This window comes from Nonomuraea sp. NPDC004186, from assembly GCF_053603495.1.
This window is the reverse complement of the sequence record NZ_JBSGFQ010000040.1, coordinates 83,962-103,718: the sequence shown is the minus strand read 5'-3', so window position 1 is coordinate 103,718 and position 19,757 is coordinate 83,962. Positions and strand designations below refer to the sequence as shown.

General features: G+C 67.2%; 17 protein-coding genes and 1 pseudogene. 10 read left to right on the top strand and 8 right to left on the bottom strand.

Annotated features, from left to right (window positions below; translation table 11 throughout):
* Nucleotides 1-517: 517 nt before the first annotated feature.
* Nucleotides 518-1,042, top strand: a complete 525-nt coding sequence (locus tag ACWEPL_RS30045; protein ID WP_452438134.1) for a hypothetical protein — start codon at nucleotides 518-520, stop codon at nucleotides 1,040-1,042.
* A gap of 256 nt (nucleotides 1,043-1,298) precedes the next feature.
* Here the strand turns inward: ACWEPL_RS30045 and ACWEPL_RS30040 are convergent, their stop codons facing one another.
* Entirely contained in the window at nucleotides 1,299-5,186 is a 3,888-nt protein-coding gene (locus ACWEPL_RS30040) for an nSTAND1 domain-containing NTPase (RefSeq protein ID WP_452438133.1), read from the bottom strand.
* Nucleotides 5,183-5,599, bottom strand: coding sequence for a hypothetical protein (locus ACWEPL_RS30035; RefSeq protein WP_363985719.1), 417 nt, complete (start codon nucleotides 5,597-5,599; stop codon nucleotides 5,183-5,185). The genes ACWEPL_RS30040 and ACWEPL_RS30035 overlap by 4 nt, the downstream gene beginning before the upstream one ends.
* 464 nt (nucleotides 5,600-6,063) lie before the next feature.
* Here ACWEPL_RS30035 and ACWEPL_RS30030 point away from each other — a divergent pair, with 464 nt between their 5' ends.
* Nucleotides 6,064-6,540 carry a hypothetical protein gene (locus ACWEPL_RS30030; RefSeq protein ID WP_452438132.1) on the top strand — a complete coding sequence of 159 codons (477 nt, stop codon included), beginning with the start codon at nucleotides 6,064-6,066 and terminating at the stop codon, nucleotides 6,538-6,540.
* Here ACWEPL_RS30030 and ACWEPL_RS30025 read toward each other — a convergent pair.
* The 4 genes from ACWEPL_RS30025 to ctaD all read right to left on the bottom strand — a co-directional run bounded on the left by ACWEPL_RS30025 (nucleotide 6,508) and on the right by ctaD (nucleotide 11,096).
* Nucleotides 6,508-7,425: an IS3 family transposase gene (locus ACWEPL_RS30025; protein WP_452438131.1), complete on the bottom strand. Its 918-nt coding sequence runs from the start codon at nucleotides 7,423-7,425 to the stop codon at nucleotides 6,508-6,510. The genes ACWEPL_RS30030 and ACWEPL_RS30025 overlap by 33 nt on opposite strands.
* 2 nt (nucleotides 7,426-7,427) lie before the next feature.
* Nucleotides 7,428-7,796: a transposase gene (locus tag ACWEPL_RS30020; protein WP_452438130.1), complete on the bottom strand. Its 369-nt coding sequence runs from the start codon at nucleotides 7,794-7,796 to the stop codon at nucleotides 7,428-7,430.
* Between the two features lie 591 nt (nucleotides 7,797-8,387).
* Nucleotides 8,388-8,951, bottom strand: coding sequence for a hemerythrin domain-containing protein (locus ACWEPL_RS30015; protein WP_452438129.1), 564 nt, complete (start codon nucleotides 8,949-8,951; stop codon nucleotides 8,388-8,390).
* A gap of 453 nt (nucleotides 8,952-9,404) precedes the next feature.
* On the bottom strand, nucleotides 9,405-11,096 hold the full coding sequence (gene ctaD / locus ACWEPL_RS30010; RefSeq protein WP_452438137.1) for an aa3-type cytochrome oxidase subunit I: 1,692 nt from the start codon (nucleotides 11,094-11,096) through the stop codon (nucleotides 9,405-9,407).
* A 444-nt stretch (nucleotides 11,097-11,540) separates the two neighbouring features.
* Here ctaD and ACWEPL_RS30005 point away from each other — a divergent pair, with 444 nt between their 5' ends.
* Genes ACWEPL_RS30005 through ACWEPL_RS29980 form a run of 6 tightly spaced genes read left to right on the top strand, consistent with a single transcriptional unit; the run spans nucleotide 11,541 to nucleotide 14,752 of the window.
* Nucleotides 11,541-13,334 (top strand): thiamine pyrophosphate-requiring protein, encoded by a 1,794-nt coding sequence (locus ACWEPL_RS30005; RefSeq protein ID WP_452438128.1) that lies wholly within the window; start codon nucleotides 11,541-11,543, stop codon nucleotides 13,332-13,334.
* Between the two features lie 50 nt (nucleotides 13,335-13,384).
* Nucleotides 13,385-13,735, top strand: a complete 351-nt coding sequence (locus tag ACWEPL_RS30000; RefSeq protein WP_452438127.1) for a hypothetical protein — start codon at nucleotides 13,385-13,387, stop codon at nucleotides 13,733-13,735.
* 11 nt (nucleotides 13,736-13,746) lie between these two features.
* Nucleotides 13,747-13,893 (top strand): MrpF/PhaF family protein, encoded by a 147-nt coding sequence (locus tag ACWEPL_RS29995; protein WP_452438126.1) that lies wholly within the window; start codon nucleotides 13,747-13,749, stop codon nucleotides 13,891-13,893.
* Nucleotides 13,894-13,920: 27 nt separating this feature from the next.
* Entirely contained in the window at nucleotides 13,921-14,160 is a 240-nt protein-coding gene (locus ACWEPL_RS29990; protein ID WP_452438125.1) for a monovalent cation/H(+) antiporter subunit G, read from the top strand.
* Between the two features lie 29 nt (nucleotides 14,161-14,189).
* Nucleotides 14,190-14,414, top strand: coding sequence for a DUF4040 domain-containing protein (locus ACWEPL_RS29985; RefSeq protein ID WP_452438124.1), 225 nt, complete (start codon nucleotides 14,190-14,192; stop codon nucleotides 14,412-14,414).
* Nucleotides 14,411-14,752 carry a hypothetical protein gene (locus ACWEPL_RS29980; RefSeq protein ID WP_452438123.1) on the top strand — a complete coding sequence of 114 codons (342 nt, stop codon included), beginning with the start codon at nucleotides 14,411-14,413 and terminating at the stop codon, nucleotides 14,750-14,752. Before ACWEPL_RS29985 ends, ACWEPL_RS29980 begins: the two co-directional genes overlap by 4 nt.
* Here the strand turns inward: ACWEPL_RS29980 and ACWEPL_RS29975 are convergent.
* Complete coding sequence (locus ACWEPL_RS29975; RefSeq protein ID WP_452438122.1) at nucleotides 14,719-15,672, bottom strand: LLM class F420-dependent oxidoreductase; 954 nt, start codon at nucleotides 15,670-15,672, stop codon at nucleotides 14,719-14,721. The two genes, ACWEPL_RS29980 and ACWEPL_RS29975, sit on opposite strands and share 34 nt — an antisense overlap.
* A gap of 296 nt (nucleotides 15,673-15,968) precedes the next feature.
* On the opposite strand from ACWEPL_RS29975, the pseudogene ACWEPL_RS29970 reads away from it, so the two are divergent.
* A pseudogene (locus ACWEPL_RS29970) lies at nucleotides 15,969-16,835 on the top strand (hypothetical protein); the annotation flags it as partial.
* 192 nt (nucleotides 16,836-17,027) lie between these two features.
* Here the strand turns inward: ACWEPL_RS29970 and ACWEPL_RS29965 are convergent.
* Entirely contained in the window at nucleotides 17,028-18,521 is a 1,494-nt protein-coding gene (locus tag ACWEPL_RS29965; RefSeq protein ID WP_452438121.1) for a PucR family transcriptional regulator, read from the bottom strand.
* 138 nt (nucleotides 18,522-18,659) lie between these two features.
* Here ACWEPL_RS29965 and ACWEPL_RS29960 point away from each other — a divergent pair, with 138 nt between their 5' ends.
* Nucleotides 18,660-19,751 (top strand): Zn-dependent alcohol dehydrogenase, encoded by a 1,092-nt coding sequence (locus ACWEPL_RS29960; RefSeq protein WP_355381591.1) that lies wholly within the window; start codon nucleotides 18,660-18,662, stop codon nucleotides 19,749-19,751.
* Nucleotides 19,752-19,757 lie beyond the last annotated feature (6 nt).

Sequence of the window (19,757 nt, the reverse complement as noted above, 5' to 3'; positions counted from 1 at the left end):
CCTGATGGCTGGGCAATGGGAGCCGGATGAGCTGCGAGGTTCACGTCCGGTTCTGAGAGAGCCGGGGGGTGAAACTCCCCCCGGCTACTCACCTCACCCTGCGTCACCGAATCACCGTTCTCGAACGGCAGCTCGGCGCCGACGCCAGGGTGAGATTCGCTCCCGAGGACCGTGCCTTCCTCGCCGCCCTGCTGACGTCGCTACCCCGCGAGGTCTTGCGCCGGCTGCGGCTTCTCGTCCGGCCGGATACCGTCCTGCGCCGGCACCGCGATCTGATGAGACGGCGTCGTGCTGGCATGTGTCGGCCGAAGCGGGCGGGGCGCCCGCCCACGGCCCGCTCCATCCGCACGCTCATCCTGCGCCTGGTCCGGGAGAACCCGTCCTGGGGATATCGGCGAGTGCATGGTGAGTTGGCCGCGCTCGGCATCGCGGTCGCGTCCTCCACGGTCTGGGACATTCTTAAGCAGGAAGGGCTTGACCTGGCCCCGATCGGGCCTCCACCTCGTGGGCCGACTTCTTGCGCTCCCAAGCCGATGCGCTGCCGGCTTGCGACTTCATCGAGACCGTCACCCTCGCTGGGCAGCGCCAGTACATCCTGGCTGTCATCGAGCACGCCAGCAGGCGCGTCCGCGTGCTGGGTACCACCGCCCATCCGACCGCGAGCTGGGTCGTCCAGGTGATGAAGAATCTCGTGATGGACCGGGAAGAGGTCGGTTGTCGGGCCCGCTACCTGATCCGGGACCGAGACGGGAAGTTCCCCAGCCTCATGGACGAGATCCTGGCCGAGGCCGGTATCCGTACCGTTCTCACCGCGATCCGGGTGCCACGGATGAACGCGGTCATGGAGCGGTGGGTGCAGTCGCGCCGCCGTGAGCTGCTCGACCGCTGCCTGCTGTGGGAAACGAACGCCACCTACAGTACGCCCTGCGTGAGTACGAACAGTTCTACAACCGGCACCGTGCTCATCAAGCCCTGGATCAAGCGGGTCCGCAACGCGCCGTTTCGGACCCGATCACGAATCCGACGCGAATCGTCGACCTGAACATACGTCGGCGGGACCGGCTTGGCGGGGTCTTCCACGAGTACTCACATGCCGCTTGATCTGCTTGGATGTAATTCTCGGCGGGGGGAATCTCCGCTGCTCGATACACGCGACTCTTCGCTTGTGCTTCGGGCTTTGAAACCCCTTGGCCATCCATGGCGTTTCGCGTCTTCCAGCGCCGCGGGTGCACGTCGGCGGGCCACGGAATTATCAGGATTTCTTTCCAACAGAATTGCAATCTCTCACCCGTGACTGCTCACCAGCACTGTGGGCGATAGGCGGCGTCGGGGATCAAACGCTTCCACTGTTCTGGGGTAAGGCCGCCAACCTGGGAGCAGATCTGGCTGATGGCCGTGTGGTGGTCGAGCTGCCATGCGCTCACGGTGCCATCCGCTGTGGCCGTCATCACCGCTCCGCTATTAGGGGTGAACTCCACCTGCTGGATGTGACCGGAGTGGACCGATAGCGGATCAATACTGTCCGGTACGAGGGGATCGCTGACGTCCCACAGGTGGATCCGGCTACCCGTGGCGGCCGCGAGATAGCGTCCGTCGGGACTGAAGGTTAGCCCGTTTACGGATTCTACGTCGGCCTCGACATCCGATAGGAAGGTTGGACGAGCTGGATTCCTAATGTCGAAAAGACGAACGATCTTGTCAACGGTGGCCACGGCCATGATGTGGCTGTCCCGGGTGAAGGCGATCGCTGTGGCAGTCTGGTCCACTTCGATATCGCTGTTCTGCCTCTGCGCCGGCATCTTGGCCAGGCTCCACAGCAGGACACTCATGCCACCGCCGTATGTGCCGGTGCCTGGTTTTCCTCCCGTGCCGCCGACGACGATGCGGGAGTTTGGCGTGAACTCGACGACGCTGTAAGGATACCCGTTGTCGGTTTCCAGGCTGCCCCGATGTGCGGGAGGGCCGGAGACGCGGACTTCGAACACGTGGACGATGAGGTTCGTCCCGAAAGCGACCATGCGGCCATCAGAACTCAGCATGAGCGTGTTGCTCACGAGTGTCTTGTCGCCTTTGAACAGCAGGCGTTCTTCAGGCCGTGTGGAGTCGGTCAACTGCCAGGTTCGCAGCTCTCCGTAAATGTCGACCATGAAAAGGGTTTGCTCTTCGGCAGCGAACTCGAATCGATACAGCCCACGGAGCTCGCCGCTTTTGCGCGTGGCCAGCAGGACAGGAGACGAGAGCCGAGCGATGTCCCAGATGCGCAGCGTCCCGCTTTCGTCGAGGGTCGCCGCGAGCTTCCTGCCCGGCGCGATGGCCGTACGCGCGAGCTTGGCCGAGGGGATCCCCAGGCGCGCCGCGGGGCGCGGCTTGACGAGCTGGTCCAAAACCCAAAAGCGGATCGTGCCGTCGTTCGAGCCAGCGGCGAGGGTGCGTCCGTCGGGGGTGAATGCCACCGACTGCAGGGCATCCCCGCTCCCCCGGAAATCGGCCAACGGTTTCGGGTGGGAAGCGTCTGCAAGATCCCACAGCCGAAGCTTCCCGTCGGTGGAGGCGAGGGCGGCGATCTCACGGTTCGGACTCACGGCACTAGCGTTGAAGTCGTGGACGTTCTTGGCGACCTTGCGGACGGGACGCGTGGGGCGGGACAGGTCAAGATACTGGATGGTGTCTCCGTCGTAGGCGATGGCGCTCCTGCCGTCGTCGGAGAGATCCACCTTCGATGGAAGCGGATCGTCCGCCTCTAACTTCGACCAGCGCTTGGGTCGCTGGGGGTTGGTCAGATCCCACAGGTCAAGCCCACGCGTCGAAGGGATCGCCAGCGTCTTCCCATCTGGGCTGAGCGACATCCCATGGAAGCCAAACTTCCACGGCTTCAGCGAGCTGAGCAGCTTGGGGCGATGAATATCCCTGATATCCACGACGTACGCCACTCTCCCGGTGGTGGCGTATGCCATGGTCCGTCCATCGCGGCTGATGACGACACCGTTGATGTAACGGTCCCTGCCGTTGAAGGTGCCTCCTGGTACCGGGTGAGCGGGATCGCTGAGGTCCCATAGCTGGACGACGAGGTTCGACGTGACCGTGACCATGATCGGTGACACTGGGCTGACTGCTGCTTGCCAGATGGGTTTGTCGTCTCCGCCCAAGGTGGCGAGAAGGGCAGGCGCCTTGATGTTCGTCGTGTCCCAAACGCGCAGCACCCCGTCGTCCGCTGAGGACAGCATCAGCGGCCGATCAGCGCGAAACCAGATGTCCGACGCGCTGCTGGCGTGCGCAGCAAGGCTGGTGGCTGTGGGCGAGTCCAGGGTGGATAACAGCGCAGCACGCGCGGCTGGGGTGTCGGCGAATCGGTAGGCGGCCAGGCTGAGCTGGGCTTTGAGCGACGGATCCGGCGTGCTCTTCGCCACATCGGCAAAGTGGCGCGAGAGTGCACCGTCGCGTTGCTTGTTGGCGATGTCCCTTTGCTCGGTCGTGCGGCTCGCCTCGTTGATCGCGGCCACGGTGGCTACGACCGCGACGAGGAGAAATACCGTCAAGGTCGCGATGATCTGGTAGACGGTCCGGATACGGCGTTTTTGACGCCTTCTGCTCTCCTCGACAAAGCTCTTCTCGGCCGGCGCCAGATCGTCCAGACCGCCGTCGTCCACAGCTTCGAGAGCACGGGCGAGACGGGTATCACTGTAGAGGAACGCGGGATCCCGCCCGAACCTGAGCCATTCGGCGGTGTCATCGCTGAGTTCTTGGCGTACGAGCAGGAAGCCGTGGTCGGCCTCGATCCAGGATCGTAGCTGGGGCCAGCCGCGTAGAAGGGCCTCATGAGTGATCTCGATGGTGTCGTGGTGCTGGGTGAGCAGCCGAGCAGCGGTGAAGGCGTCCACTACCGCCGCGGCGGTAGACGGATCGGCGCTGGCGTCCACCAATTCGGAGCGGGACAGACGCCGACGGGTGTCTTGGGTGCCATCTCCGATCTTGATAAGTCGCAGGAACATCGTCCGGGCCATCGCCTGGCCGTCGGCTGTCAAACCAGCGAAAACGTGATCGGCAGTGGTGGCAATGGCGCGGTGGATACCGCCAGTGATCTGGTATCCCTCCACCGTCAAGGTGGCGCCGTGCCGTTGCTGCCAACTGGTCCGCAAAGCGTGGGCCAGCAGCGGAAGCCGGCCCGGCTCATAGCCGGCCGCTTGCGCTTCGCCGGTGTCAGCCGTGATGCCCAAATCGCGCAACAGCAGCTCGACCAGCCCCGGCTCGATCTCAAGTCCCACATCCTGGGCGGGATAGACGATAGCCTCGCGTAACTCCGCCTGCGACATCGAGCCGACCAGTAACGGACTGTCTTGCAATGCTGACCGCAGTTGCGGATAGCCGACACAGACGGCGTAGAAGTCGGCCCGTAGTCCTGCTACGACCAACGCCACAGGTCGCGTTGCGGTGGCGACGTCCGCTGGTGAGCTCGCGAGCTGGGTGAGCAGGTCGATGAACACGCCCTGCTGCCGCTCGTCGGTGCACTGGGTAAACAGTTCCTCGAACTGGTCTGCCACCACCAGGATCCGCGGCTCTGGAGCGTCCTCCGCGCTGGTGTGCTCGCGCAGTGCCTGCCGCAGCATGGTCACGCATCTTTGTGGATCTGTGGTCAGCTCTTCGACCATCCGAGCGGTGCCTGTACCGGTGAGCGTGCAGAGCTGGGCGGCCAATGCCTCAATGGGGTCGGCCGTGGGAGTGAACACCAGTGTCGGCCACCTGTCCGAGCCAGGCAGAGCGGCGTGGGCCAGCTTGGGCAGCAATCCAGCTTGCAGCAGCGAGGATTTGCCGGCCCCGGAGGGCGCGACCACCGCCTGTATTCCGCCTTTGTTCAGGCGGAGGTCGAGGCGGGCGAGCAGTTCAGCGATCAAGCCAGCGCGGCCGAAGAACCAGCGTGCCTGGTGCCGTCCGAAGGCGGCCAGCCCCGGATAGGGGCATTCCGGCGCCAGAGCGCCGGGCACGGTGCGTCGCCGCGTATGCAGACCCTCACCGTAGTGGAAATGCTGATCCCTGCCCGCTTGGTGAATGCGGGCCTGACCGGAGGCGTGCGCCTCCAGGTGAACCCCCTCACCGTCCGAATCGGCTTCCGGTTGCTGCGGATCCAGCTTGTTCGGCACACCCATGGGACCATTCCAGTTCTGGAATGGCTCTTCCGGCGTACCGGTCACCGGTCGGTGATGTGCTGGTCGCGACCGGCCTGATATACCCGGCCATGCCCGCTGGCGGTCGCCTTCATCACGATGGAGGCGATCTGTTCCTGTTCGGCCTGAGGCAGCACCGGAGTGAGGTCTTCGTCCAAGACCCGCCGCAGTTCCTCGGCCAGGGCGGGATCGGCGCGCAGTAGCTGGGCCAGCCGCACCTGCCAGGAGCCCGCCAGCGCGCGCTCGGTGTCGTCATCGCCGTCGCAGCGGGCGGCCAGCACTTGCGTACGGACCTCGGCCAGTTCAATCTCCACTGCGTCAGCCTGATCAGGGCGGAACCGCCGCCACAGGGCGACCGCTCCAGCACGAGCCTGCTGCCAGGCATCAGTGGCCATCGCCGTCACTAAAGCCGTCCCCGCAGCCAGCACGATCGGATCCATGCCCCACCCCTTACGCACTGTTTCTCGGTAATCACGGTAGAACGCGCTGCCCGGCATTACCAGCGGGACAGCTTGCATGTTGAACGTGGCCCCAGCAGATCAGCGTCCTCGAGGACATGGTTTGATCAATATCTTGGTCACCATGTCATGCTGGCGGAGAATCGCATGCTCACCCGCCCTTCCATCCTGGACAGAGCTAATTCCCCTGTCGGTTGGACAAAAAATCCACAGGTGTAGGCACCGGGTGACGGCTTGGTCGACATTTGACGCAGCCAGTGGAAAGCGGCCCTAACGACTGTCCGGAGCCTTTTACCGAGTCTTCTCTTGACCGTCTGAGGGTTCTATCCGTAAGTTGGCTGGCCTCGTGTGTGTGTCCGGTGCCAGAAACTGGAGCTGAGGGGCCTGACCTGGTCTTAGGCTCGTCTCTCGTTTTGTTTCGGCTTCTGTATCTGCTGGTGATCAGGGTGTTCGGCTGGCTGGTGCTGCTCACTCGGAACAGCGCCTCCAAAGAGGTGGAGATCTTGGTGTTGCGGCACGAGGTCGCGGTGCTGCGTCGCCAGGTCGTCCAGCCCGGGCCGGACCGGGCTGATCGAGCGCTGCTGGCCGCGCTGGCCAGGCTGTTACCTGCTCGCCTCCGACTGCATCGCATAGTGACGCCCGGCACGTTGCTCGCCTGGCACCGCAGGCTGGTCAAGAAGAAGTGGACCTACCCCGCCAAGCAGGGCCAGCCCTCGGTCTCCGAAGAGATCCGTGATCTGATCGTCCGGCTGGCGCGGGAGAATCCACGCTGGGGGCATCGGCGCATCAAGGGCGAGCTTCTTGGTCTTGGGTATCGGGTAGGGGAGGGGACGGTCCGCAGAGTCCTGGCGGTGGCGGTGTGTCAATCCCCTGAAAACGTGGAGACGGCCCTATGCCACAGCGGTCCTCAGCAGGACCGATGAGGCTTTCCTCTTCTCGATCATGTGACGCTCGAATGTGACGGGCGCCAAGCCGTCGTTGGCACTGTGCCGCCGGGTGATGTTGTAGAAGTCCGCGATCCAGGTCGCAATCTTTAGACGAGCCTCCGCCCTGGTGCGGAACCGGTGGCGGTGCACGTACTCGACCTTGAGCGTGCTGTTGAGCGCCTCGGCCGCTGCGTTGTCGAGCGCGCAGCCGACCCGCCCCATCGACTGGACCACGCCCAGGCGCCGACATAGGTCCTGGTAGCGGGCCGCGGTGTACTCCGAGCCGCGGTCCGAGTGGAAGATCACCCCGTCCACGTCGCCGCCGCGAGTGGCGACGGCCATCTGCAGTGAGGCGCAGGTCAGCGCGGCATCGTGATGCTCGGACATGGCGTAGCCGAGCAGCCAGCGGGAGAACAGGTCCTCGACCGTGGCCAGATACAGCTTGCCCTCGCCGGTGTCGATCACGGTCACATCGCCGCACCACAGCACGTCCGGAGCAGGCGCGGTGAACTTCCGCCGGACCAGATCCGGGGCGGCCGGCCGCTTGCCCTGCCGGGTCAACGCCCGCGACTTGCGATGTTTCCGGCCGGCCAAACCGAGCTCGTACATGCGTGCCGCGACGGTGTTCTCTGATACCCGCCAGCCCACTTCATGCAGGTCACGCGTGATCCGGGGCGAGCCGTAGGTTCCGCCGGAGGCCTCGAACAGGCGGGTGATCTCCGCGTCCAAGCTGGCCCGCCGGCATTCGCGGGCAGTCGGCGCGTCCTGGCCGATGCGGTTCTTCCACTTGTAGAACCAGGACTGCGACACCCCTAACGCCCGGCAGGAGGTGACGTGGTCGATGCCGTGCTCGGTCTTCTGGGAGCTGATGAAGGCCGCCACGCTTATCGGCCCATCGCCTCTTTGACCCCCAAGACCACGGAGCGCTTGAGCCCGTCACGCTCGCCTTCCAGCTCGGCGCGTTCCTTCTCCCACGCTGCTTTGTCCTGGGCGTGCTGCTTGACCAGCTCGGCCTTCTCCCGCCGCAGCCGCGCCAGCTCCTCCTGCTCGGACTCCTCCAGCGTTCCGCTCCCGTCGCCGCCGCCGTTGTACTGCTTGGCGAGCCGATCCATCTGCACCCAATTGTGGAGCGTGTATGGGCTGATCCCCAGATCTCGCGCCACCTGAGCCACGGGCTTGCCGGTCTCCTTGACGATACGCAGCGCCCCGGCCCGGAACTCCGGATCAAAGCGTCGCCGCGTGACTGCTGCCACGACCAAACCTCTTCCGGTTCGGGTCCATGGAAAACAAGAAATCCCAGGTCGGATGGGGTGTGGAGTGGTACCCGGGGCTCGAACCCGGAACCTACGGATTAAAAGTCGGCTTGATTGGTGTCGCTCAGTGTCGCGGGATGACGTTTTCTATCGCTGTGTCCGAGATCATCCCTGTCATCGTGCCGGGAAGTGACGATGGATGCCGCCCCATATCACGTACACCCGAGCAACCATGCGTTCTGGACCATCGCCATTATGCGCCATTTGTTCCCGATCTCGACACTGCTGTGTAGGGTCAGGATTTCGTGACGAGGCCCCAGCCCCACGGCAGATCGAACGCGTACGAGCAACCATCGAGCAGCCATCGGTAGGCGATGTGCGTCTGCTCGCCAGCAGAACTTGTAGTCGCTTCGAAAATGATGCAGAGCCTGATTGACGTGCATGGATATGGTTTTCTGCAGGCGCAGAGCCGTCGCGGTCCAGTGATGGATGCCCATCAAGGCAGGGCACCGGTGGTAACCAGGTCTGTGCCCTGCCGGGCTCGAATCGGCCGTTCGTGATCCGCGTGGTTCTTGCCCTCGCGTGAGTCTGTCAGGAACGTCCCCGGCCGGTGAGGAGGTCTCGGATGCGGTCCACCAGTCCTGCGCCTGGCGCCAGCAACTTGTTGGCGGGCGGGGTGTCCGGCGCGGACGGGTGCGGCCGCGTGGGGGCCATCTTCTTGGCCCGCTCCACCTTGCCGCCCAGCTCGATCAGCTGATCGGCCGGGCACGCCTCGCGGAGGCGTGGGAACAGGTCGTTCTCCTCCTCCTGGATATGTGCCCGGATCTGGCCCATCAGGAGTTGCATGGTGGGCCAGAAGTCGGCCTGGCCCGGCTCCAGCGCCTCCAGCCGCTTCATCGTCTCTTCCGCGTCGGCGTGCTCGGCGATCTCCTGATCGGCCAGCTTGCCGCCGCCGTGCACGTGTTCGCGTACGGTCGGGTAGAGGTACTCCTCCTCGGCAACAGAGTGCCGTACCAGCTCGATGACCACTTTCTCGGCCAGCGTCTTGGCCTGCTCACCGCCGTCCCCGGTCATCCGTTCGAGCTGGGTGAACATCTCCTCGACCTCGCGGTGGTCGATGACGAGGACCTCGATCATGTCCTGCTGCGTGCCCATGACAGCCTCCCTCGTGGTTGGCGTGCGGTTGGCATGGGCCCCGCCACCGCGTCACCTGTAGTCACAGCGCCAGGGACGCGGGCGGAGCCTCCTCGCCCTTGTTCCCACTGACAGGGGCTGAAACGTGCACGTGCCGGGTTGCGTCGTGTTCTGACGGCTCGGCCCGGGCAGGAGGCCGGCCTCGTCACATGAGTTCATGGTCTCTCGGCCGCAGTGCGAGCGGAGACTTGCCGTGCCAGGTCGGTGGCGCCGGTGACCTCTTTCTTCATGTGCGCGACCCGGCGCCGCGTCACGATGCCTGCGACCGCCACCGGCCGCCAGTTAGCCGCTGGTCAGTACAAGAGCGGCACGCGCACCCGAACCCAGGGCGAGGGCCAGCACGGCAACCGGTACCGCTCTTGCCGCCCCATCGCCTGTGCTGACCATGGGTGGCAGGCGGAATGAGGTGGCCGGTCATGGCGGCGGGACCTCCGCCTGCGGTTCGGCGGGCAGTTGTGGTTGGCCGGTGTACGGGTGGTGCAGGTCGAAGGCCGGGCGTTCGGTACCGATGCGGGGGAGGAAGGTGAAGTTGTGCCGCGGTGGCGGGCAGGACGTGGCCCACTCCAGAGAGTTCCCGAAGCCCCATGGGTCGTCCACGCTCACTTTGGGGGCGTGGCGGTGCGTCCAGTAGATGTTGTAGAGGAACACCAGGGTCGAGGCGCCGAGCAGGAACGCGCCGACCGAGGAGATCGCGTTGAGCGTGGTGAATCCGTCGGCCGGGCTGTAGTCGGCGTACCGGCGCGGGAAGCCGAGCACGCCGAGCCAGTGCTGGATGAGGAACGTGGTGTGGAAGCCGATGAACAGCGGCCAGAAGTGCAGCTTGCCCAACCTGTCGTTGAGCATCCGGCCGGTCATCTTCGGCCACCAGAAGTAGAAACCGGAGAACATCGCGAAGACCACGGTGCCGAAGACCGTGTAGTGGAAGTGGGCGACGACGAAGTAGGTGTCGCTGATGTGGAAGTCGAGCGGCGGCGAGGCCAGGATGACGCCGGTGAGGCCGCCGAACAGGAATGTCAGGAGGAAGCCGACGGAGAACAGCATCGGCGACTCGAAGGACAGATGGCCGCGCCACATGGTGCCGGTCCAGTTGAAGAACTTCACCCCGGTCGGGACCGCGATGAGGAACGTCATGAAGGAGAAGAACGGCAGGAGCACCTGCCCGGTGACGAACATGTGGTGGGCCCACACGGTCATCGACAGTCCGGCGATGGCGATGGTGGCGCCGATCATGCCGAGGTAGCCGAAGAGCGGTTTACGGCTGAAGACCGGGATCACCTCGGTCACGATGCCGAAGAACGGCAGCGCGATGATGTACACCTCGGGGTGGCCGAAGAACCAGAACAGGTGCTGCCACAGGATCGCGCCGCCGCTGGCCGCGTCGAAGACGTGGGTGCCGAGCTTGCGGTCCGACTCCAGCACCAGCAGCGCCGCCGCCAGCACCGGGAACGCTATCAAGACCATCATGCTGGTCAGCAGGGTGTTCCAGGTGAAGATCGGCATCCGGAACATGGTCATGCCCGGCGCTCGCATGCAGATGATGGTGGTGATGAAGTTGACGGAGGCGAGGATGGTGCCCAGCCCGCTGAGTGCCAGGCCCATCACCCACAGGTCGCCGCCGATGTTGGGGCCGGGGGTGAACTCCGCCGTGGACAGCGGGGTGTAGGCGGTCCAGCCGAACGGGGCGGCGCCGCCGGGCAGGATGAAGCCGCTGATCACTATGAGTCCGCCGAACAGGAACAACCAGTAACCGACCATGTTCAGCCGGGGGAAGGCGACGTCCGGGGCGCCGATCTGCAAGGGCATGACGAAGTTGGCGAACCCGCCGAAGAGCGGAGTCGCGAACAGCAGCAGCATGATCGTGCCGTGAATGCTGAAGAGCTGGTTGAACTGCTCTGCCGTGACGACCTGCAGTCCCGGAGCGAGCAGCTCGGCGCGGATCACCATCGCCATGATCCCGGCCAGGAGGAAGAAGATGAAGCTGGTCGAGAGGTAGAGATACCCGACCACCTTGTGATCGGTGGTGGACAGCCACGAGGTGATCAACTGCCCGGCCCTGGTCCGGTGGCTGACCTGGACGGGGGTCGTGGGCTCCGGCTGCTGCTCGATCTTGGCCACGACACGTTCCCTCCCGACGGCTGCCGGGGGGACGGAACTTGGACTTCCCGCTATGCCTTAGGCCTAATCGTTGCGAACTCCTTGAAGCCGGTCATGTCATGGTGAGTCGGCAAAGGGTCCCGTCAAGGAGCTCGACCTTGGGTGGGTGCGGGGCGAGCTTTGAGCGGTCGCGCCTGCTGGGGAACCTTTCTGGGTGCGAGGTGGCGCTTTGCCGGCTCGGCTTGCGGGAGACCTCGGCACCTGCCGGTAATTGGAGGCGTCGTGGGCGTACGCCGCGCGCGATCCTGCGTCGAACCGTACTTCGCCGTCCACCCGCGCCGCGAGATCACGTTGAAGCGTTGCGGACATGCCGGACCGACTACCCGGCACCCCGGTTTCAATCTTGTGGCCCGGGCAGGGCCTGGGGAAAGCCGCTATCGCAGGGAGGACCTGGTCATGGCTCCTACCGTCGCCGATTATCTGCTCCTGCGCCTGCGTCAGTGGGGTGTGGAGCACCTGTTCGGCTATCCGGGCGACGGCATCAACGGGATCATCGCGGCGCTGGGACGCGCCGAGGACCGCCCGCGGTTCGTCCAGTCCCGGCACGAGGAGATGTCCGCGTTCCAGGCCGTCGGATACGCCAAGTTCACCGGCAAACCCGGGGTGTGCCTGGCGACCAGCGGACCCGGCGCGATCCACCTGCTGAACGGCCTGTACGACGCCAAACTCGACCACGTCCCGGTCGTGGCGATCGTCGGGCAGACGGCCCGCAGCGCGATGGGTGGCAACTACCAGCAGGAGGTGGACCTGCTGAGCCTGTTCAAGGACGTCGCGAGCGCGTACGTGCAGATGGCGACCGTCCCGGCGCAGCTGCCCAACCTCATCGACCGCGCGATGCGCATCGCCGTCGCCGAGCGCGCTCCGACCGCCGTGATCATCCCCTCCGACCTGCAGGAGGAGCCCTACGAGCCGCCCGGCCACGCGTTCAAGAACGTGCCGTCGTCGGCGCCCGGCTACACGCCGCCGGTGACCCGCGCACCGGAGGAGGAGATCGGCCGGGCGGCCGAGGTCCTCAACGCCGGGTCGAAGGTGGCGATCCTGGTCGGCCAGGGGGCCCGCGCGGCCGCCCCGGAGGTCGTCGAGGTCGCCGAGCTGACCGGGGCCGGGGTGGCCAAGGCGCTGCTCGGCAAGGACGTGCTGCCGGACGATCTGCCGTACGTCACCGGGTCCATCGGCCTGCTCGGCACCCGGCCCTCTTATGAGCTCATGCGCGACTGCGACACGCTGCTGATCGTCGGGTCCAACTTCCCGTACACGCAGTTCCTGCCGCCCTTCGGCGAGGCGCGCGGGGTGCAGATCGACCTCGACGGCCGCATGATCGGCATGCGCTACCCGACCGAGGTCAACCTCGTCGGCGACGCCGCCGAGACGCTGCGGGAGCTGATCCCGCGCCTGAACCGCAAACAGGATCGGTCGTGGCGCGACACCGTGGAGGGGAACGTCGCGCGCTGGTGGAGCACGGTCGAACGCCAGGCCAGGGTGGAGGCCGACCCGATCAACCCGATGCTGCTGTTCTGGGAGCTGAACTCGCGGCTGCCGCAGAACGCCATCGTGACCGCCGACTCCGGTTCGGCCGCGAACTGGTATGCGCGCGACCTGAAGATCCGCGCCGGCGTGCGCGGCTCGCTGTCGGGGACGCTGGCCACGATGGGGCCGGGCGTGCCGTACGCGATCGGCGCGAAGTTCGGCCACCCCGACCGGCCCGTCATCGCCTTCGTCGGCGACGGCGCCATGCAGATGAACGGGCTGGCCGAGCTCATCACGATCAAGCGGTATGCCTCCCAGTGGGCCGATCCGCGCCTGATCGTGGCAGTCCTGCACAACAACGACCTGAACCAGGTCACCTGGGAACTGCGGGCCATGGGCGGCGCGCCCAAGTTCGAGGAGTCCCAGACCCTGCCGGACGTGTCCTATGCCGGCTTCGCCCGCTCGCTGGACCTGGAGGGCATCGAGGTCGAGAAGCCCGAGGCGATCGGCCCGGCCTGGGACCGCGCTCTGGCCGCCGACCGGCCCGTCGTCCTGGACGTCCACTGCGACCCGGACATCCCGCCGATCCCGCCGCACACCGACTTCGAGCAGCTCAAGGACGTCGCCGAGGCCATCATCAAGGGTGACCCCGACGCGATCGGCGTGGTCAAGAAGGGTCTGAAGACCAAGGCGCAGGAACTGTTCACCCGTGGCAAGAGCTGAGCACCGCATGAGCGGCCGGGACGCCATCGAACCAGTCACGTGGCTGGGCGGTGCTGTTCGCGCTCTACCTCGCGGTCATCTCCACGATTTCGTTCCCTGAGGTCGTGGTCGGCGCAGCTGCCGCGGTCGTGAGCCGGCGGACGCTGCTGGCCGCTGACAACGACGAACGGTACCGGCCACGGGCACGGTGGTTGCGATGGCTCCTTCCGCTGCCGGTCCAGATCGTCACAGGCGCTCTACGACTGCTGCGGCCGCGCGGTGAGTTCGCCGAGGTACAGCTGCCGGAAGACACGCGGGCCGCCGCGCGGCGCGGGTTCGCGGTGCTCGTTTCGCGCTGCTGGCCGCGGCGGTCCTGCCCGCGCTGCTGGTTACGCTGCGCGGCACGCCCATCGATCGTCTGACCGGGTTGATCGTGGCGGCACCGGCTGCCACCCTCGTGCTTGTGCTGCTGGCCGCCGGGTACGGGCGGCCTGCGTACCTCGATGCGGCCTTCGTCGCGGCCCTGATGCCGTTCGCCGGCTCCCTCGTGTACGCCCGCTTCCTCGGGCGGACGCTGTGAGCGCGGCGCTGATCTGGGCGAGAGGTGGTGGCCGCGTTCGCGGCGATCCGGCTCCTGCTCACTTCGGACCGATTCAGGCGCCTGCACTTCGCCTCGGCCGGCTCGGTGCCGGCCGCGCCGCTGGTGATCACCGGGCCGGCACTGATGCCGTGGTCGTCGTGGCACGACATCGCCAAGCTGGTGGTCATGGGGGCCCTGCTGATCGCGACCGGGCCGGCGACCGTGATCACGACGGCGCACGCCGCGAGACGGAGACCCCATGACTGACGGTCTTCACGCTCCTGCTGACCGCGTTCATGGCGACCACGGTGGTCTTCACCCGTGACCCGGCGCGGCAGGCGATCGTGCTGTCCGGGTACGGCCTGGTGCTGGCGATCCTGTTCGTCGTCCTGCGGGCGCCCGACGTCTCGATGTCGCAGACCGGTGTGGGCACGGTCGTCGTCCCGCTCATCGTGATGCTCGCGATCCACGCGATCCGCCGGCACCACACCCGCGAGGCGGACGACGGTGAGGACCGGTGAGCCGCCGCGGCCGCCTCATCCTGTTCCTGACCACCGGAGCAGGGCTGGCTGTCTTGTTCGCGCTCGCCGCGCTGCGTCTCCCGGGCTTCGGCGGGGCCTGGCACTCGTACGGCGCGATCGCCCGCCACACCCCGAATGTCATCTCCTCGATCAACTTCGACCAGCGGGCGTTCGACACGCTCGGCGAAGAGCTGATCCTCCTGGCATCCGCGCTGGCCGCCGTAGTGATACTGCGCACGGTACGCGCTGAGCAGCAGGAGGCGGCAGGAGTCCACTCCCAGGGAGGACCACGCCTCGCGTACGGCTACCGCAGCCGGGGCAGGACCTCGCGGGCGTAGAACTCGAAGAAGGCGTCCTGCTCCGTGCCGATCTGGCTGACATATACCTCATCGAACCCGGCATCCACGTACTTCTGGATCGCCTGGACGTGCACCTCGGGATCGGGGCCGCACGGCGTCGAGGCGGTGGCGTCCTCCTCGCTGACCATCTCCGCCAGCTGCGCGAAATGCCGTGGCAGGGGGAGCAGTTGGGAGGCTTCGCCCTTGATGCCTTCGGTCGGCCACAGCCGGTGCACGGTCTTGCGGGCGGCGGCCTGGTCGTCGGCGTAGCAGACCTTCAGCCCGCCCTGCGCGGGTTTGCCCGCCCCGCCGGACTCGCGGAACAGCTTGACCAGGTCGGCGTCCGGACCCGTGGAGATGTAACCGTCGCCGATCCGCCCGGCCAGCCGTACCGACTTCTCGCCGAAGCCGGAGATGTAGACGGGCGGCGGGTTGTCGGGGAGCGTGTAGAGGCGCGCGTTGTCGACGGAATAGTGCTTTCCGCGGTGGGTGGTCAGCTCGCCGCTCCACAGCCGGCGCATCACCTCGATCGCCTCCTCCAGCATCTCCAGCCGTTCGGCCGCCGGCGGCCAGCGGGATTCGACGATGTGCTCGTTCAGCGCCTCGCCGGTGCCGACGCCGAGCTGGAAACGCCCTCCCGTCAGTACGGCGCTGGTCGCGGCGGCTTGCGCGATGACGGCGGGATGGATGCGTACGAGAGGGCAGGTGACCGCGGTCGTGATCGGCAACGTGACCGCCTCGGCGATCGCTCCTATGGTCGACCAGACGAAGGGGCTCTGCCCCTGTTCGTCGAGCCACGGATGGTAATGATCGGAGATCCACAGGCCTTCGAATCCTGCCTGCTCGGCGAGTTTCGACTGCCGGACGAGCTCCTTGGGCCCGTGCTCCTCGCTGCTCAGAAAGTATCCGACGCGTGCCATTGCAGAGCCCTCCTGGCCGTGCTGAGTCGCGCGACCGCGTTGTTGTCGAACCTCGCGCGAGGCCCGGCAGCTTCACCTGATGTCGGAACCAGTACCGCCGACCGCCGACCGGACGGCCGATGACGATGATCCCGATCGTGTACAGCACAGATCGGTTTGGGCGCCGGTTCCCTTGATCAGATGAGACTGGCGCATGGTCTCGGATGGGCTGTCGAGTGTGGGCTACCCGATGCGTTCGCGGTAAACGACCCGCACGGTAGAGCTTTCACGGCGAGGAGCGCTGAGGCGTTGCCTGGATGGATGCGGTTACTCGTATGAGGCTGTGCCGATACGGGGGCCGCATCCACCTGCGCCTGGTCGTCCATGCCCCTGCCGGCGGAGCGTCCGCAGGACCGACCCGGCCTGGGCGCGCCCGAGCTGGGCCGGCGGCCGGTCGTTGGGCTGGACAGTCGGAACGCCCTCTCACGCGAGCGGCAAGCCGTTGCATGCGCACAGACCGATCGCATGAACCGTCGCTGCCCGGGCAGGGGCGGCTAGGAGCAGACGGAGAAGGCCGTCCGGCGTTTTTGATGTGGGGGCAATGCCGGATGGTCATCGCCGTATCGGCCAGATGGGAAATGACCGCGTTGCGACACAGCAGCCCGGAAGAACCCGGAATCACGCGCCGGCGTCGTGGCCGCGCGTTCAGTTACCACTACGCAGACGGCCGCCAGGTGCGAGACCCCCACGTCCTGACCAGGATTCGCGCGCCGGCGATCCCGCTATCACGACGCCTGGCGGCAGGAGCAGGACCGGATCAAGTTCGACCGGGTCACCGAGATGGCCGAACGTTACGGGCCGGCGGGGCTGAGTACGACTCCTTCGGCCTGGCCACGCTCAGGGCCGAACATGTCACGTCCACCGGCGACGTTGTGCGGTGCCGCTTCGAGGCCAAGGGCGGCAAGCAGCAGGACATCGAGATTCACGACGGCGAGGTGAGCGCCGTCGTGGCCGCACTCCTGCGTACAGGCCACGAGGGCGAATTGCTGCGCTACCGAAACGGTTCAGGCTGGAAGGACGTACGGGCCGAGGACATCAACGGCTATCTGCGCGACCTGCTCGACTGCGAGGTGTCGGCCAAGGATTTCCGCACCTGGCACGCCACCGTCATGGCCGCCGAAGGGCTGGCCCGCATGTGTTCGGTTGGCGTGCACAGGCGCTGTCTGATCGTTCAGCGAACTGGCGATGGCTCGCTCCACGCTGGGATGGACGGTGCTGGGCGTCGCGATCTCGGTACTTCACGGTGCGTGAGCACGCAGCATGGCCCTGAACGGGGCATCTGGGCTGCGGCGGGCGCCGACGGCACGACCACCCACCTAGCCGCGGCGGCGCTCGCCCGCGGCGTCCAGTGGCGGCTGATGGGTCACCAGTGCCTGCAGCGCCAGCCAGGCGATCACCCGGTCCTCGGTGGCGTTGATCGACAGACCGGTCAGCTCCTCCACCCGGGCTATGCGCTGGCGCAGCGTGTGCCGGTGGATGCCGAGCTGTGACGAGGCGGCCTCCCAGCTGGCGTTCTCGCTGAGGAACACCTGCAGCGACCGCAGCAGCACCGGGTTGTCCAGCAGCGGCAGCAACGGTGAACGCAGCGCCGCCTGCGCGGCCGGGTCGAGTCGCTGCAGCACCAGCCGCCCGGTGGCCAGCTCGCCGAAGGCGACCATGGGCTCGGCGTCGGCGACGGCCACGGCCAGCGCCTGCTCGGCCTGCTGGCGGCTGAGCTCGGCGCGCGTGAGCGGCTGTGCCGTACCCACGCCGCAGCGGGCAGGGACGCCGTCGTCGGCGGCCGCGCGCACGCGATCGGCCCAGCGGCCCAGCTCATCCTCCGGGACCAGCACCGTGACCTGGGCGGAGTCGGAGCTGACGAGCTGCGGCAGGTCCAGCTGGGTGCACCAGTCGAGCACGTTCTCCTCCAGCGGTACGGCACGCGAGCGCGAGCGCAGCAGCGCCACGGCCACGTTGCCGGCCGGCAGGTTCCATCGGGCGGCCACCCGCTCGATGAGTCCCTGATCCCCGGACATGAGCGCGTCCACCGCGTCTGCCCTGGTCAGATGCCAGGTGTCGCCGCCGCTGAGCGGGTTGAGCGCCAGGTCGAGCAGGAGCGCGGCGTGCTGGGCCAGCTCCCTGGTGAGGCTGATCCTGTCGGGGCGCGCGGCCACGACCAGGTGAGCGCGCGGTCGGATGGGGTCGCCCACGCCGTACGCGGTGATGTTGGGGTGCCTGATGCGGGAGCGCTGGCCGGAGGCGGCGGCCCGGGCGTCGTCGAGGTGCACCCGTGCGGCGCCCACGGCCGCGTGCACCTTGCCGTGCCGGTCGAGCAGCACGGCCCAGCTGTCGATGCGGGCGGCCAGCACGGTGACGATGCCCTGCGTGCCCGCGCTGCGGGCCACCCGGGTCATGGCCGAGACGCCTTCGGCGATCAGCCGGGCCTGTGCCGCGTCGGAGCGCAGCAGGTCGGCGTTGAGCTCGAAGGTGACATCCTGGAAGGCGACCCCGGCGGGCACCTCGAGGATCGGCAGGCCGCACGCTTGCGCCGCGTCGACGAGGGCCTGCGGGGTCCTGGTGTGGTGTGGCCCGACACCGAAGCCGATCGCGGCCACTCCGGCCTTGACCAGCCGTTCGGCATAGGCGCGCTGCCCGGCGGGATCGTCGAGGGTGAGGCCGACGGTCAGCAGCAGCTCGCCGCCCTGCAGCCACGGGGTGGGGTCAGCGAGCTCCGACAGATGGGTCCAGCGGATGGGCCGGTCGAGCGCGGAGTCGCCGGACAGCACGCGCAGCCCGAAGCGCTGAGCGACGTCCCCAACCGTCTCCAACATAGCGAATCGTCGCCCTAATCCCTGGTCAATGGACATTTGGCCACATGCCTCATCAAGGCGGCAATTCATACCATGACCATCACGTTGCGTAACGCCGGGTGCCATCTTCCCTATTCCCGGCCCTATCGAGGAGGTCAGGTGCGAGCCGCGGTATTCGAGTCGGCGGAGTCCCCCGTCGTGATCCAGGACGTGGACCTGGCCCCGCCCGGTCCGGGCGAGGTACGGGTGAAGATCGCCGCTGCCGGAGTGTGCGGATCGGACCTCCACGTGCGGCGTGGCGAGTGGGACGTCCAGGCTCCCCTGGTGATGGGCCATGAGGGCTCCGGCGTCGTCACCGCGCTCGGGCCGGGCGTCACCAGCCTGGCCGAGGGCGATCACGTGGTGCTGTCGTGGGTCGCACCCTGCGGCCGGTGCCGGTACTGCCGGTCCGGCCACGAGGCCCGCTGCCAGGTCGCGGCCAACGTCGTGGCCCCGGGCGGCGTGCTGCAGGACGGCACCAGCAGGCTCAGCCGCGGCGGCGAGACCATCTACCACTACCTGGGTGTCTCGTCCTTCGCCGAGGAGGCCGTCGTGCCCGCCTCCGGCGCGGTCAAGGTCCGCGACGACGCCCCGCTCGACACGGTCGCGCTGGTCGGCTGCGCGGTCGCGACCGGGGTGGGCGCCGTGACCAACACCGCCGCGGTGGTGCCGGGCAGCACGGTGGCCGTGATCGGCTGCGGCGGCGTCGGGCTGTCCGTCGTGCAGGGCGCCAAGCTGGCCGGCGCCGAGCGGATCATCGCCATCGACACCCGGCAGGAGAAGACCGCCCTGGCCGCCGCCCTCGGCGCCACCGACCAGCTGCCGGCCGAGGACCCGGTCGAGGCGCTGCGCGACCTGCTGCCCGACGGCGTCGACTACGCCTTCGACGCGGTGGGCCACCAGTCCACGCTGGAGGCCGCCATCAAGATGCTCGGCCTGGGCGGCGCGGCCGTCGCGGTCGGCCTGCCACCCAAGAACACCCTGGCCCGCTTCGACCCGCTCGTACTGGCCGAGGCCGACCAGCGCATCCTCGGCTCGAACTACGGCAGCGTCCGCCCGGCGATCGACATCCCCGCGCTGGTCGACCGCTACATGGACGGCCTGCTCCGGCTCGACCAGCTGGTCAGCCGCCGCGCTGCACTCAACGAGGCCCCCCTCGCGCTGGAAGCCCTGGCCAGCGGCGAGGCACTGCGTACCCTCCTGATCCCCTGAGGAGAC